This is a genomic window from Streptomyces sp. QH1-20, from assembly GCF_041283565.1.
In the GTDB taxonomy this organism is placed as follows: domain Bacteria; phylum Actinomycetota; class Actinomycetes; order Streptomycetales; family Streptomycetaceae; genus Streptomyces; species Streptomyces syringius.
The window spans coordinates 3322288-3335873 of the sequence record NZ_CP166299.1; the positions used below are offsets into that span (position 1 = coordinate 3322288).

Below are 13586 nucleotides of genomic sequence, written 5' to 3' on the forward strand. Positions count from 1 at the left end.
CGGCACCGGTGGCGGCTCACGCCGGGCGCTGGGGTTCGCCCGGGGCGGGGGCGGTGGCCCGCAGCCACGGCTCCTGCGCGGGCTCGGCGGTGCCGCGCTTGGGGTCCCAGGTGCCGTAGCGCGGGTTCACGTCCACGTGCAGGGCGTCGGAGGTGCGCCGCAGGACGTCGTTGGTCCGGGCGGCACCGAGCTTGCCGTCCAGCTTGGCCCGGGTGAGGTCCATGGTCAGCGCCTCGTCGATCTGGTCGGGCGCGATGCCGAGGGCGAGGAACCTGGCGCGCACCGTCTCCGCTCCCCCGTTGGACCGCTCGACCTCGGCGCGACGGCGCTGCACCTCGCGGCGGGTGACCTCCACGCCGTTGTCCTCGGCGGCCCGCTGCACGATCCGGTTCTGGACGAGGCGGATCAGCGTGTCCTGGTTCAGCCGGGCGCTGTTGGCCAGCAGCTGCTGCCCCTGCGGGGAGGACCGCTGCGCGTCCCGTACGACGTTCACCTCGTGCTGGAGCTGCGAGACCGTGATCCGGTCGTCGCCCACGACGGCCGCGGCGCCGGGATGCGAGGCGGACCCGCACGCGGAGAGCAGCGGCGCGGAGAGGAGCACGGCGGCGGAGACAACGAGCGCGGTCCTACGGCGGTGCATGGAGCCTCCCGGCTGGGTCGTGGACGATGACGGGCGGGCAGTCGGCCTTGCGTTGATCGATGGTAGGGAGTCCACGTGACGTAGGCCACTGATTCGGCCAACGATTCGCCAGGGACACAGGATGCGGCGGGGGCGTGAGGTGCGTCGCGAAAGCCCTCCCCGGGTGAACCGCCACCCCCCGGGAGCCGTCTCTGAAGAGAAGGCCGACGAAGGCCGGAGAGCGCACGCGTCCGGGCGGGGATCGACTCCCGACCGGCCCCGGTGGCTTTCGCGTATCTTTTCGACATTCGCCCGGCGCGTCCCGTGGCCCCGGCGGGCTCACGGACACCGCGCTATAGAGAGGACAGGACCGCCCATGGATTCGGCCGCAGCCGCCGTCTCGGCACCGGGCCGGAGCCCGGCCCGGTCCATGAAGTCCAAGGCCGCGCCGCGCGCCGCCGCCCTGCGCGGGCCGCGGGCCGACCCGTACTGGCTGGGGGCCGTCCTCTTCGTCCTGTTCACCGCGGTGTCGGTGTGCCGGCACCGGCGGATGCTGACCATGTCCTGGGACCTGGGCATCTTCGAGCAGGCGATACGCGCCTACGCCCACCTCCAGGCGCCCGTCGCGGACCTCAAGGGGCCCGGCACCCATATCCTCGGCGACCACTTCAGCCCGGTCACCGCGCTGATCGCGCCCTTCTACCGCGTCTTCCCCGGCCCGGTCACCCTCCTCGTCGCGCAGGCCGCGCTGTTCGCGCTGTCCGCCGTGCCCGTCACCCGGCTCGCGGCCGGGCTGCTGGGCCGGGCGCGCGGACTGGCCGTCGGTATCGCGTACGGACTGTCGTGGGGGGTGCAGCGCGCGGTCGACTTCGACTTCCACGAGATCGCCTTCGCCATGCCGCTGCTCGCCTTCTCCCTGGAGGCCGTGGTGCGCCGGCGGTGGCGGGCCGCGGCGTGGTGGGCGGTGCCGCTCGTCCTCGTCAAGGAGGACCTGGGCGTCACGGTCGCGGCCATCGGCGTGCTGATCCTCGTGCGGCTGCGCGGCACGAAGCGCGACCCGCGCGCGACGGCGCTCGCCGTCGGGCTGGTGGCCTTCGGGCTGGCCGCCCTCGCCGTCACCCTCGGCCTGATCATCCCGGCCTTCAACACCGGCGGCTCGTACGACTACTGGAACAAGGTCAACGGCACCGGCCCCACCGCCACCATCCCCCTCGACACCGCGATCCGCACCCTGCTGTGGGTGCTGCTGCCCACCACCGGGCTGCTGGCACTGCGCTCCCCGCTGCTGATCGTCGCGCTGCCGACACTGGGCTGGCGGTTCGTCTCCCACGAGGAGCACTACTGGGGCACCGACTGGCACTACAGCGCCGTGCTGATGCCCGTCGTCTTCCTCGCCCTCGTCGACGCGCTGGCCACGGCCCGGCGCAGCCGGCGCCGGTGGCTGCGCCGCTACGCGCACCAGCTGCCCGCCGCCGTGCTCGCGGCGGCGCTCGCACTGAGCGCCTCACTGCCGCTGTACGGGCTGACCGAGCCCGACACGTACCGGATATCCAAGGGCGTCAAGGCGACCGAACGCCTGCTGGCCCGCATCCCCGACGGTGCCGTCGTCGAAGCGGACATCGCTCCGATAAGCCGGCTCGTCTCCCGCTGCCGGGTGCTGTGGATCGGGGACACCCGGGGCGTCGTCCCCGACTACGTCGCCCAGCACGTCACCGACGGCAAACCGCTCCAGGAACTGGCCGCCGAGGCCCAGCGGCGCCACCCCGGGTCACACTTCGGCGTCCTCGGCGGCGAGGGCGGTTACGTCGTCCTGAAGCGGATCGCCTAGGGCGCCTGTCCGACGCCGTGCGCACCCCCGCTGCGCGGTGGTGTCCTCAATCGCCGGACGGGCTGCTGTGCCTTGTCCTCAATCGCCGGACGGGCTGAAATCAGGCCGAAGTGCCAGCCGGCAGGGCCTTCGGCTACCTGGTCGTCGTGAAGCGGGTCGGCGCCGCGGTGGGGTTGCCCCCGGTGGGCGGCTTGCGGGAGGGGCAGGCGGAGAGGACCTTCACCATGGCCGCCTTCTCCGCGTCGGTCACCCACAGGCCGTACTTCTTCTTCACCGCCACCTGACGGGCGACGTACTCACAGCGGTAGGCCTCGTTGCCCGGCAGCCACTTCGCCGTGTCGCCGTCGCCCTTGCTGCGGTTGGCGGAGGCGTCGGCCGCTATCAGGTTGAGCGGGTCGTTGGCGAGGGCGACGCGCTTGGCCGGGTCCCACGTGCGGGCACCCTTCTGCCACGCGTCGGACAGCGCGACGACATGGTCGATGTCTATCCTGCTCTTCCCCCGCTCGAAGCGGACCGACTTCCCTGTGTACGGGTCCTTGGTGAGCGTGCCGGAGGTGACCGTGCAGCGGCCGTCGCCGAACTTCACCTCCGACAGGTCGCGTTTGAGGATGTCGTCGCGGGTGCCGCACTTGTTCCCGTCGGTGTCCGCCCAGGGCCGGCCGAACTGCGTCCGGGTGTAACCCGACATGGAGTCCCGCCCCTTGACCGTCAGGGTGGACACCGTCTTCAGGGCCGAGCCCTCACCGCCCTTGGCGTCCGAGCCCTTCTCCCCTTCCGAGGAACAACCGGCGGTGGCGAGGAGGGCGGCGGCGAGAACGGCGTACGCGGGCAGCGTGAACCGAGGCAAGGGAGAGGTCCCGTCTGTGAGGTGGCGGAGCGAACGGGGTCCGGTGGCCGTCCGTTGACATGGACCGCCCACCGGGCCGTAGGGAATTTGTCCCGGTTCAGACAGTCACAAACGGCGCGAAGGCGCACATCCGCCCAGGAAACAGCGCCCGCGGCCGCGCCCCCCTCGCAGGGGTGCGCGCGACCACGGGCGCCGGAGGGTCACCGAGAACCCTCGCTACGAACTGTCGCTAAGAACCCAGAATCGTCGTCAGGAACTCGCCCGTCCACGCCAGCAGTTCCCGGCCGACGAGCGGCTTGCCGCCGATGGGCCGCGTCGCCGGACGCGGCACCAGGATCTGGTTCGTCGCCGGCTTCATGACCGTACGCGGATAGAGCCGCTTGAGCCGCAGCTCCTGGGACTCGCGCAGCTCGACCGGGCCGAAGCGCACATTGGGGCCCTGGAGCGTGATGTCCGCGACCCCGCACGCCCGGGCCAGCATCCGCAGCCCCGCGACGAGCAGCAGATTCTCCACCGGCTCCGGCAGCTTGCCGTAGCGGTCGGTGAGCTCCTCGCGGACGGCCTTGATGTCCGCCTCGCTGTTGGCCGAGGCGATCGCCCGGTACGCCTGGAGGCGCAGCCGCTCACCCGGCGCGTAGTCGTGCGGGACGTGCGCGTCGACCGGCAGCTCGATCTTCACCTCCAGCGGCGGCTCCTCCTCCACCCCGCCCTCCACCGAGGCCCGGTAGTCCGCCACGGCCTCGCCGACCATGCGGATGTAGAGGTCGAAGCCGACGCCCGCGATGTGCCCGGACTGCTCGCCGCCGAGCAGATTGCCCGCGCCGCGGATCTCCAGGTCCTTCATCGCCACGTACATGCCCGCGCCCATCTCCGTGTGCTGGGCGATGGTGGCGAGCCGCTCGTGCGCGGTCTCGGTGAGCGGCTTCTCCGGCGGGTAGAGGAAGTAGGCGTAACCCCGCTCGCGGCTGCGGCCGACCCGGCCGCGCAGCTGGTGCAGCTGCGACAGACCGAAGTTGTCACCGCGCTCGACGATCAGGGTGTTGGCGTTGGAGATGTCGATGCCCGACTCCACGATCGTCGTGGAGACCAGCACGTCGAACTTCTTCTCCCAGAAGTCGACGACGACCTGCTCCAGGGCGCTCTCCCCCATCTGCCCGTGCGCGGTCTGGATCCGCGCCTCGGGGACGATCTCGCGCAGCCGCGCGGCCGCCCGGTCGATGGACTCCACCCGGTTGTGGATGTAGAAGACCTGGCCCTCGCGCAGCAGTTCGCGCCGGATGGCGGCACCGATCTGCTTCTGGTCGTACGGGCCGACGAAGGTCAGCACCGGGTGCCGCTCCTCCGGCGGCGTGGTGATCGTCGACATCTCGCGGATGCCGGTGACCGCCATCTCCAGCGTGCGGGGGATGGGGGTGGCCGACATCGTCAGCACATCGACGTTGGCACGGAGCTTCTTCAGCTGCTCCTTGTGCTCCACGCCGAAGCGCTGCTCCTCGTCCACGATGACCAGGCCGAGGTCCTTGAACTTGGTCTCGGAGGAGAACAGCCGGTGGGTGCCGATGACGATGTCGACCGAGCCGTCCCGCAGCCCTTCCAGGACGGCCTTCGCCTCGGTGTCGCTCTGGAAGCGGGACAGCGCCTTGGTGACCACCGGGAACTGCGCGTACCGCTCGGAGAACGTGCCGAAGTGCTGCTGCACCAGCAGCGTGGTCGGCACCAGCACGGCCACCTGCTTGCCGTCCTGCACGGCCTTGAACGCGGCCCGGACGGCGATCTCCGTCTTGCCGTAGCCGACGTCGCCGCAGACCAGGCGGTCCATGGGGACGGACTTCTCCATGTCCTCCTTGACCTCGGCGATGGTGGTGAGCTGGTCGGGGGTCTCCGCGTAGGGGAAGGCGTCCTCCAGCTCCCGCTGCCAGGGGGTGTCCGCGCCGAAGGAGTGCCCGGGGGCGGCCATCCGCGCCGAGTACAGCTTGATCAGATCGGCGGCGATCTCCTTGACGGCCTTCTTCGCGCGCGCCTTGGTCTTCGTCCAGTCCGCGCCGCCGAGCCGGTGCAGCGTCGGGGCCTCGCCGCCGACGTACTTGGTGACCTGCTCCAGCTGGTCGGTCGGGATGTAGAGCCGGTCGCCGGGCTGGCCGCGCTTGGCCGGCGCGTACTCCACGAGCAGATACTCGCGGGTCGCGCCCTGCACGGTGCGCTGCACCATCTCGATGTAGCGCCCGACGCCGTGCTGCTCGTGGACGATGTAGTCACCGGCCTGGAGGGTCAGCGGGTCGATCGTCTTGCGGCGGCGGACCGGCATCCGGCCCAGTTCCTTGCTGGCCGACTTCTGACCGGTCAGATCGGTCTCGGTCAGCACCGCGATCTTCAGCCCGGGGTCGACGAAGCCGCTGTCGAGGCTCGCGCAGGAGACATGGACGACGGACGGGGACAGCTCGGGCAGATCGGCGTCGAGACGGGCGGGGATGCCCTCGCCGCCGAGCACCTCGACCGTACGGGCCGCGGGGCCGTGGCCCTCGGTGAGGAACACCGTGCGCCAGCCGTCGGCGACCCAGCCCTTGGTGTCGGCCAGGGCGCGGGCGGTGTCACCGCGATAGACCTCCGGGGCGTGCATGCCGAGCTTGAGGGTGTCGCCGTCCGGCTCCTCCTCGTCCGCGGCGAAGGGGCTGACCGACCACCACATCATGCCCAGCTCACGGGCCCGGTCCCGGACGTCCGCGATGCCCCACAGGGACGCCGCGTCGACATCGATGGGCGCCTCGCCGCCGCCCGCCGTGGCCGCCCAGGACGCCTGGAGGAACTCCTGGCTCGTCGCGACGAGGTCCGCGGCGCGGGTCCGCACCCGCTCGGGGTCGCAGACGACCGCCATGGACCCGGCGGGGAGGACGTCGAGCAGCAGCTCCATGTCGTCCACCAGGGCCGGGGCGAGGGACTCCATGCCCTCCACCGCGATGCCCTCGGCGATCTTCCCGAGCAGCTCGCCGAGCTCGGGGTGCTCCTCCGCGAGCTCCGCGGCCCGCGCCCGCACGGCGTCGGTCAGCAGCAGCTCCCGGCAGGGCGGCGCCCACAGGCCGTGCTCGGCGGCCTCCAGGGACCGCTGGTCGGCGACCTTGAAGTAACGGATCTCCTCGACGTCGTCACCCCAGAACTCCACGCGCAGCGGGTGCTCCTCGGTGGGCGGGAACACATCCAGGATCCCGCCGCGGACGGCGAACTCGCCCCGCTTCTCCACCAGTTCGACCCGGGCGTACGCGGCGGCGGCCAGCGCCTCGGTGACCTCGCCGAGGTCCGCGCTCTGCCCGCTGCGCAGGGCGACGGGCACCAGATCACCGAGCCCCTTGACCTGCGGCTGCAGCACGGACCGCACGGGCGCGACGACAACGCTGACGGGCCCCGCGGCCGGGTCGTCCTTGCTCGGGTGCGCGAGCCGGCGCAGCACGGCGAGCCGTCGGCCGACGGTGTCCGAGCGCGGCGACAGCCGCTCGTGCGGCAGCGTCTCCCAGGACGGGAAGTCCACGACGCCGTCGGGCGGCAGCAGCGACCGCAGCGCACCCGCCAGGTCCTCGGCCTCCCGCCCGGTGGCGGTGACGGCCAGCACGGGCCGCCCGGCGGACCGCGCGAGCGCGGCGATGACGAAGGGGCGCGCGGCGGGCGGGCCGACGAGATCGACATGCGGCCGGTTCCCGTCGGCCGCGGCCGTCACCGCTTCGGCGAGCGCCGGATCATTGACGACGGCGTCGAGCAGACCGTGCAGGCTCATGAGGGGCTTCCGTCCCGGTTCGAACAGAGGAGGGCAAGGTGACAGGGGTCAGGGGACAACGCGAACCACCCGACACGTGGGATACGGGCCGGGGTGCCCCCAGCCTACGACGGCGGGCTGACAGCCACCGCCGGAACGATTCGTCCGGGGCGGCCCGCGGCTAGGCTGGATCACAGCGACAGCAAGGGAGGTGGCACGTGACCGCCGAGCCGATCGACTGGATGCACCCGCCGTCCAAGGGCTGGACGTATGAGCAGGTCAAGGACCTGGATCTGCCGTTCGACTGGGAACTCGTGGATGGGGCGATCGTGGTCCGGGGGATGACGAACCAGTGGCACGACCGGGTGCGGGACGAGTTGTACTTCCAGCTACGAGGCGCCCGGCAGGACCCGTACGAGGTGAACACCGAGCGCTGCGTCCTGGTCGACGAGTACAACCCTCCCAAACCTGATGTGGTGGTCTTCGACCGCACCGGCCTCGACTTCTTCAGCCTGGAATGCGTTCCCGTCGACGCAGTGTCCCTGGTGGTCGAGGTGGTGTCCCACGGCTCCCGCACCGACGACCGTTTCCGTAAGCCCGCGATGTACGCGGAGGCAGGCGTCCCGCACTACTGGCGTGTCGAGCGCGGCGAGGACGGCTTCCCGGTGCTCCACGAGTTCCGGCTGGACCAGTCGAGCGGCGTCTACACAGTCGCCAACCGCCCCGAAGGCGCGGCCCACACCGACCGCTTCCGCGCCGAGGTGCCCTTCCCCGTGGAGATCGACCTCAAGTCGATCTTCCGTTTCTGACAAGGACCCGGCCCCGACGCGCACCCCCGTGGCGCGTCCGGGCCGGGTCGTTCCCCCGCCGGTGGTCAGTCCGTGGCGATGGCGTTCAGGACGTTCATCCGGCCCGCACGGAACGCCGGGACCAGGGCGGCGAAGAGGCCCACCAGTGCCGAGCCGAGGAAGACCGCGGTGATCGTCGGCCAGGGGATCTCCAGGATGCCCAGGCCCTGCAGGGCCAGCAGCTTCTGGGCCGTCATGCCCCACGCCATGCCGAGGCCGAGGCCCAGGAGGGCGCCGAAGAGGGCGATGACCACCGACTCCAGGCGGATCATGCGGCGCAGCTGGCGGCGGGAGAGGCCGATGGCGCGCATCAGGCCGATCTCGCGGGTCCGCTCGACGACCGACAGGGCGAGGGTGTTCACGACACCCAGGACCGCGACGATGATCGCGAGGGCCAGCAGGCCGTAGATCATGTTGAGCAGCTGGTCGACCTGGCCCTTGATGAGGTCCTTGTAGTCGGCCTGGTCACGGACCTCGATCTGCGGGTAGGCCTCGACCGCCGCCTTCAGGGCCGCGGCCGCCTCCTTCCCCTGACCGTCCACCGCCTTGGCGAACATCATGGAGGTCGCCGGGAGCTTGTCCGTCGGGAGGTACCGCTTGGCGGTGGCGATGTTCGTGTACATCGCGCCCTTGTCGAACGTGGTGTCGTCCGAGGTGATCGCGTTGACCTTGAGCTTCGCCGTCCGGCCGTCGACCATGGCGACGGTCAGCCGGTCGCCCATCGTGACGCCGTGGTCCTTCGCCCAGCCCTCGGGCACCGACATGGCGTCCTTGGCGTAGGCGTCCGACAGCTTGCCGCGGACCGTCTCGATCCGCAGGTCCTGGGCGTACGTGGGAGTGGCCGCGGTCAGCTGTTCCGTGGCGGTCGTGCCGTCCGGGGTGGTGATCCTGGCATTGACGCCGGTGTACTCGGTGAAGTGCGCGATGTGGTCCGCCGAGCGGACGGCCTTGACCATGGCGGGGCTCAGTGGTCCGGTGTCGCCGCCGACGATGAAGTCCGCGCCGACCGACTTGTCGAGCTGGTCCGTGGCCGAGGCGACCATGGAGGAGCCGACCACCGAGAGCGCGGCGACGAGGGCGAGGCCGATCATCAGGGCCGAGGCCGTGCCGCCCGTACGCCGCGGGTTGCGCAGCGCGTTGCGCTCGGCGAGACGGCCGACGGGGCCGAAGAGGCGCAGCACGACCACGCTGAGGCCGCGGACGACGACGGAGGCCAGCAGCGGGCCGACGACGACGAAGCCGACGAGGGACAGCAGCACGCCCAGGCCCAGGAACGCCGAACCCGTCGACGCCTGCCCCGCCGAGCCGCCCGCGACGAGGGCGGCGGCGCCCGCGCCGGTGAGCAGCAGACCGATGGCGGCCCGTACCTTGCCGGCCTTGCCGTCGGCGGGGGTTCCCGCGTCGCGCAGGGCGGCCATGGGCGAGATCTTCCCGGCCCGGCGGGCGGGGAGGTAGGCGGCGAGGACGGTGACGACGACACCGATCGCGAGGCCCACCAGCGGCGTGGTGGCCTTGATGGTCAGCTCGGAGGTGTCGAGCTTCATGCCCAGGGAGCCCATGAGCTCCATCAGCCCGATGGCCAGGGCGACACCGCCGCCGATGCCCAGGAGCGAGCCGACGACGCCGAGGAGCAGCGCCTCGGCCAGCACCGACCGGTTGATCTGCTTGCGGCTGGAGCCGATGGCCCGCATCAGCCCGATCTCCCGGGTGCGCTGGGCGACCAGCATGGAGAAGGTGTTGACGATGAGAAAGATGCCGACGAGCACGGCGATGCCGGCGAAGCCGAGCAGCGCGTACTTCATGACGTCGAGGAAGGAACCGACGTCCTTCTTGTTCTCCGCCTTCGTCTCGGCGGCGGTGTGCACGGTGTAGCCGGTGCCGATGGCGGCGGTGACGCTCTTCTTCAGCTGCTCGTCGCTGACCCCGGCGGCGGCCGTCAGACCGTAGCCGCTGTAACCGGTGGTGGTGCCGAGGAGCTTGCTCTGGGCGGTCGCGGTGTCGAAGTAGAGGATCGCCGCGCCCGGGTTGGTGGTCTTGTACGTGGCGAGCCCGGTGATCGTGACCTTGAAGTCGCCGGGGGCGGCCATCACGCGCAGGGTGTCGCCCAGCTTCAGCCCGTGCTTGTCGGCGGTGTCGGAGTCGACGACGACCTCGGTGGGGCCGCGCGGCTCGTGGCCGCTGGTGATGTCGACGGACTTCTTCTGGCTGTCGTCCCAGTTGGTGCCCACGGTGGGGGCGCCGGAGCTGGGGCTCAGGCTCTTGTTCCGCGCGTCGGCGGCGGTGATCTGCTGGTTGGTGGCGTGCGGTTCGACCTTCGCGACCCCGTCGGCCGCGGCGAGCTTCGCCTTCAGGGACGCGGGGACGGTCTGCGGCCTGCCGGTCTGCTGGGCGTCGTCGTTCTTCGGCGCGGCGACGCTGACGTCGGAGGCGGTGGAGGCGAAGAGCTTGTCGAACGTGGCGCTCATGGTGTCGGTGAAGACGAGCGTGCCGCAGACGAAGGCCACCGACAGCAGCACCGCGACGGCGGACAGCGCCATCCGCCCCTTGTGGGCGACGAAGTTGCGCAGGGAGGTCCGAAGGACGGTCACGACACCCGCCCGCGCGCGTCGAAGTGCTTCATCCGCTCGAGGACCAGATCGGCCGTCGGCTGGTACATCTCGTCGACGATCCGCCCGTCCGCCAGGAACAGCGCCCGGTCCGCGTACGAGGCGGCCACCGGGTCGTGGGTGACCATGACGATGGTCTGGCCCAGCTCGTCGACCGAGCGGCGCAGGAAGCCCAGCACCTCGGCGCCGGCCCGCGAGTCCAGGTTTCCGGTGGGCTCGTCACCGAAGATGATCTCGGGTCGGGCGGCGAGCGCGCGGGCCACGGCGACGCGCTGCTGCTGGCCGCCGGAGAGCTGGTTGGGCCGGTGCTTGAGACGGCCCGCGAGGCCCACGGTCTCCACGACCCGCTCCAGCCACGCCCGGTCCGGCTTACGGCCGGCGATGTCCATGGGGAGCGTGATGTTCTCCAGGGCGTTCAGCGTCGGCAGCAGATTGAACGCCTGGAAGATGAAGCCGATCCGGTCCCGGCGCAGCTGGGTGAGCTTCTTGTCCTTGAGCCCGGTGATCTCGGTCTCGTCGATGAATATCTGCCCGGAGGTGACGGTGTCGAGGCCGGCCAGGCAGTGCATCAGTGTCGACTTGCCGGACCCGGAGGGGCCCATGATGGCCGTGAACTGCCCACGGGCGATGTCCACGTCCACGTGGTCGAGCGCGACGACCCGGGTCTCCCCCGCGCCGTACGCCTTGAGGACCTGACGGGCCCTCGCCGCGACGGCCGCATGTCCTCCACTGCCCCCGGTCGTGGGAATCGATACAGCCGTTTTCACGGTAGGTCTCCTATGTCTGTGCAACTCGTCGTGTCCGGGAACGTCCCGCCGCGAGCGGGGAGGACACGTCTTCAAGCCTGCGGGAATCCGGACGCGGCCACGATGGTGCTCGTCCCTGTCTTGGGGGTGGTGCTACCCCTACCGGCACCCCTCCGGCCGCCCATAAAAAGGCTAGATATCGACCTCGCTCGCGGCATCCTGCTGCGGTACGAGCCGGGGCTGGGGGGTTATACGGAGCCACCCCTAGGGGACGGGCCCCGCCGAGCCGCCCCCGTCTCGGGGTCACGGGGCGGACGAACAGTCGAAGACAGGGGGTAACAGGGGGGAAATGGGCCCCTCGGGGGGAACGAAGAGCGAAGAATACGTGAAGCCAGTCCCGGGACAAGACAATTGGGGCCAGAGGGAATTAGTGTTCGGGTCTATGGCCGTGGGGGGCACGTGCGACCCCCCTCGCACCGGCCAGTCGGTCTCCCAAGGAAGCAGCCTCCGTGAAGATACTTCGTACTCGCGCTGCCAGCGTCTCCCGGCAGGGACTGTGCACTGCTCTGCTCGTCGCCAGCCTCACGGCGGCTGTCGGCGTCAGCCCGCCGCACAACACCGCCGGTGCCGACGAATCCTCACCCAGACCTTCCGACCCCCAGGGCAAGCCGCACGGCGTGCCCAACCTCGCCCTGCCCGACCTCGCCCCGAAGAACCCGGGCAAGGGCAAGCCCGGCGGCGGCACCGGTGGCGACGCCCCGGACGGCAACACGGGCATCCCCAAGACCGCCCTGGCCGCCTATCAGAACGCCGCGCGCCTCGCCGCGACCCAGCTGCCGGGCTGCCACATCCCGTGGGAGCTGATCGCGGGCATCGGCCGCGTGGAGTCGGTGCACGCCGGCGGCTACGGGCTGCGCAGCGACGGCTCGACCGAGAAGCCGATCCGCGGACCCCGACTGACCGGTGGCCAGTTCGCGGAGATCCGGGACACCGACAAGGGCCGCTGGGACGGCGACACCGAGTACGACCGGGCCGTCGGCCCGACCCAGTTCATCCCCTCCACCTGGGAGATGTCGGGCGCCGACGGCAACGGCGACGGCATCAAGGACCCCAACAACATCTTCGACGCCGCGCTGGGCACCGCCCATTACCTCTGCGCGAACAACCGGGACCTGAACAGCAGCGCCGACCTCGACAAGGCCGTGCTGAGCTACAACCAGTCCCGCGAGTACGTCACCGCCGTCCTGGCCTGGATGCGTACGTACCAGAGCGGCAACGTGGGCACGGTGCCCGACGACATCCCGACCACCCCGCACAACCCGTCGGGCGACACCCCGGGCAGGAGCCCCCACACGCCCTCTCCCGGCACCACGCCCGGGGGCGGCTCGACGACGACTCCGCCGAGCAACAAGCCCAGCCCGGGCAAGCAGACCCCCACGCCCCAGAAGCCGAGCCCGAAGCCCGACCCCCAGAAGCCGACCCCGAAGCCCGATCCGCAAAAGCCGGACCCGCAGAAGCCGGACCCGAAGCCCGACCCGAAGCCCGATCCCACCAAGCCGAAGCCGTCGCCCGTCACCCGCCTGGACCGGAACGGCGCGGCCAAGTGGGAGACCACAACGGGCGAAGTCTTCGAGGAACGCGCGAGCGTAAAGGCCCTCGACAAGGCCGGCAAGCCGGTCGTCGGCGCCCGGGTGGTCTTCGAGATCATCGGCGAGAGCACCAAGGCCACCTTCCTGGGCGGCTCCAAGAGGGTCACCGCCACGACGCTCAAAAACGGCATCGCCACCTCGCCGAGCGTCCTCGCGGGCGACACGGCCGGGCAGTTCCCCCTGCGCGCCACCGTCGAGGGCAAGGACGGCGTCACGCCCGTCGTCTTCAACGCGACCGTCAAGCCCGCCCCGGCACCACACGCCGACAAGATCGAGCGCGTCGGCAACGAGTGCGCTGACGTCCAGCCGAACAGCCCCTTCACCTGCAAGGTCGTGATCCAGGCCTCCAAGGACGGCAAGGCCGTGGCCGGCATCGGCATGACCGCCACCGTGGCCTCCGCCGACGGCGGGAAGGCCGTCGAGATCGGCCCCTACTTCAAGGACAAGAACGGCAAGCCGGTCCGCAAGTTCGACCTTGGCAAGACTGACGGGAACGGTCAGATCGAACTGCCGGAGTTCTTCGCCGACGGCGAGACCGGCGCCTTCACCATCCGCATCGTCAGCACCGACGGTCAGGTCCTCCTCGTGCACCTGCACGTGAAGGCGGAGTCCACGCAGAGCAGCACCCCGAAGGCCTGAGCACCGCACCGTCCCGCCCGCCCCCGCCTCGCGGGGCCCGGGCGGGACGGCGGCTCGGTCCC

The 13586-nt window shown here is 71.0% G+C and carries 8 protein-coding genes; 3 read left to right on the forward strand and 5 right to left on the reverse strand.

Annotated elements, in window-relative coordinates; translation table 11 throughout:
- Nucleotides 1-16: 16 nt before the first annotated feature.
- A complete protein-coding gene (locus AB8O64_RS14895) occupies nt 17-640 on the reverse strand; it encodes a SurA N-terminal domain-containing protein (protein WP_370419608.1) in 624 nt (207 codons plus the stop codon).
- A 355-nt stretch (nt 641-995) separates the two neighbouring features.
- Between AB8O64_RS14895 and AB8O64_RS14900 the strand changes: the two genes are divergently transcribed.
- Nucleotides 996-2447 carry a DUF2079 domain-containing protein gene (locus AB8O64_RS14900; RefSeq protein WP_370419609.1) on the forward strand — a complete coding sequence of 484 codons (1452 nt, stop codon included), beginning with the start codon at nt 996-998 and terminating at the stop codon, nt 2445-2447.
- A 133-nt stretch (nt 2448-2580) separates the two neighbouring features.
- On the opposite strand, the gene AB8O64_RS14905 is transcribed toward AB8O64_RS14900, so the two are convergent.
- Nucleotides 2581-3294: an HNH endonuclease family protein gene (locus AB8O64_RS14905; protein WP_370419610.1), complete on the reverse strand. Its 714-nt coding sequence runs from the start codon at nt 3292-3294 to the stop codon at nt 2581-2583.
- A 229-nt stretch (nt 3295-3523) separates the two neighbouring features.
- A complete protein-coding gene (mfd, locus tag AB8O64_RS14910) occupies nt 3524-7057 on the reverse strand; it encodes a transcription-repair coupling factor (RefSeq protein WP_370419611.1) in 3534 nt (1177 codons plus the stop codon).
- A 197-nt stretch (nt 7058-7254) separates the two neighbouring features.
- Between mfd and AB8O64_RS14915 the strand changes: the two genes are divergently transcribed.
- On the forward strand, nt 7255-7845 hold the full coding sequence (locus tag AB8O64_RS14915; protein ID WP_370419612.1) for a Uma2 family endonuclease: 591 nt from the start codon (nt 7255-7257) through the stop codon (nt 7843-7845).
- A 65-nt stretch (nt 7846-7910) separates the two neighbouring features.
- On the opposite strand, the gene AB8O64_RS14920 is transcribed toward AB8O64_RS14915, so the two are convergent.
- Entirely contained in the window at nt 7911-10472 is a 2562-nt protein-coding gene (locus tag AB8O64_RS14920) for an ABC transporter permease (RefSeq protein WP_370419613.1), read from the reverse strand.
- Entirely contained in the window at nt 10469-11257 is a 789-nt protein-coding gene (locus AB8O64_RS14925; protein WP_356449368.1) for an ABC transporter ATP-binding protein, read from the reverse strand. The genes AB8O64_RS14920 and AB8O64_RS14925 overlap by 4 nt, the downstream gene beginning before the upstream one ends.
- 488 nt (nt 11258-11745) lie before the next feature.
- On the opposite strand from AB8O64_RS14925, the gene AB8O64_RS14930 reads away from it, so the two are divergent.
- Complete coding sequence (locus tag AB8O64_RS14930) at nt 11746-13524, forward strand: lytic transglycosylase domain-containing protein (RefSeq protein ID WP_370419614.1); 1779 nt, start codon at nt 11746-11748, stop codon at nt 13522-13524.
- Nucleotides 13525-13586: the final 62 nt, after the last annotated feature.

Coding starts and splice junctions, on each gene's coding strand:
- AB8O64_RS14895 (WP_370419608.1), bottom strand. CDS start 640: ATGCACCGCCGTAGGACCGCGCTCGTTGTCTCCGCCGCCGTGCTCCTC.
- AB8O64_RS14900 (WP_370419609.1), top strand. CDS start 996: ATGGATTCGGCCGCAGCCGCCGTCTCGGCACCGGGCCGGAGCCCGGCC.
- mfd (WP_370419611.1), bottom strand. CDS start 7,057: ATGAGCCTGCACGGTCTGCTCGACGCCGTCGTCAATGATCCGGCGCTC.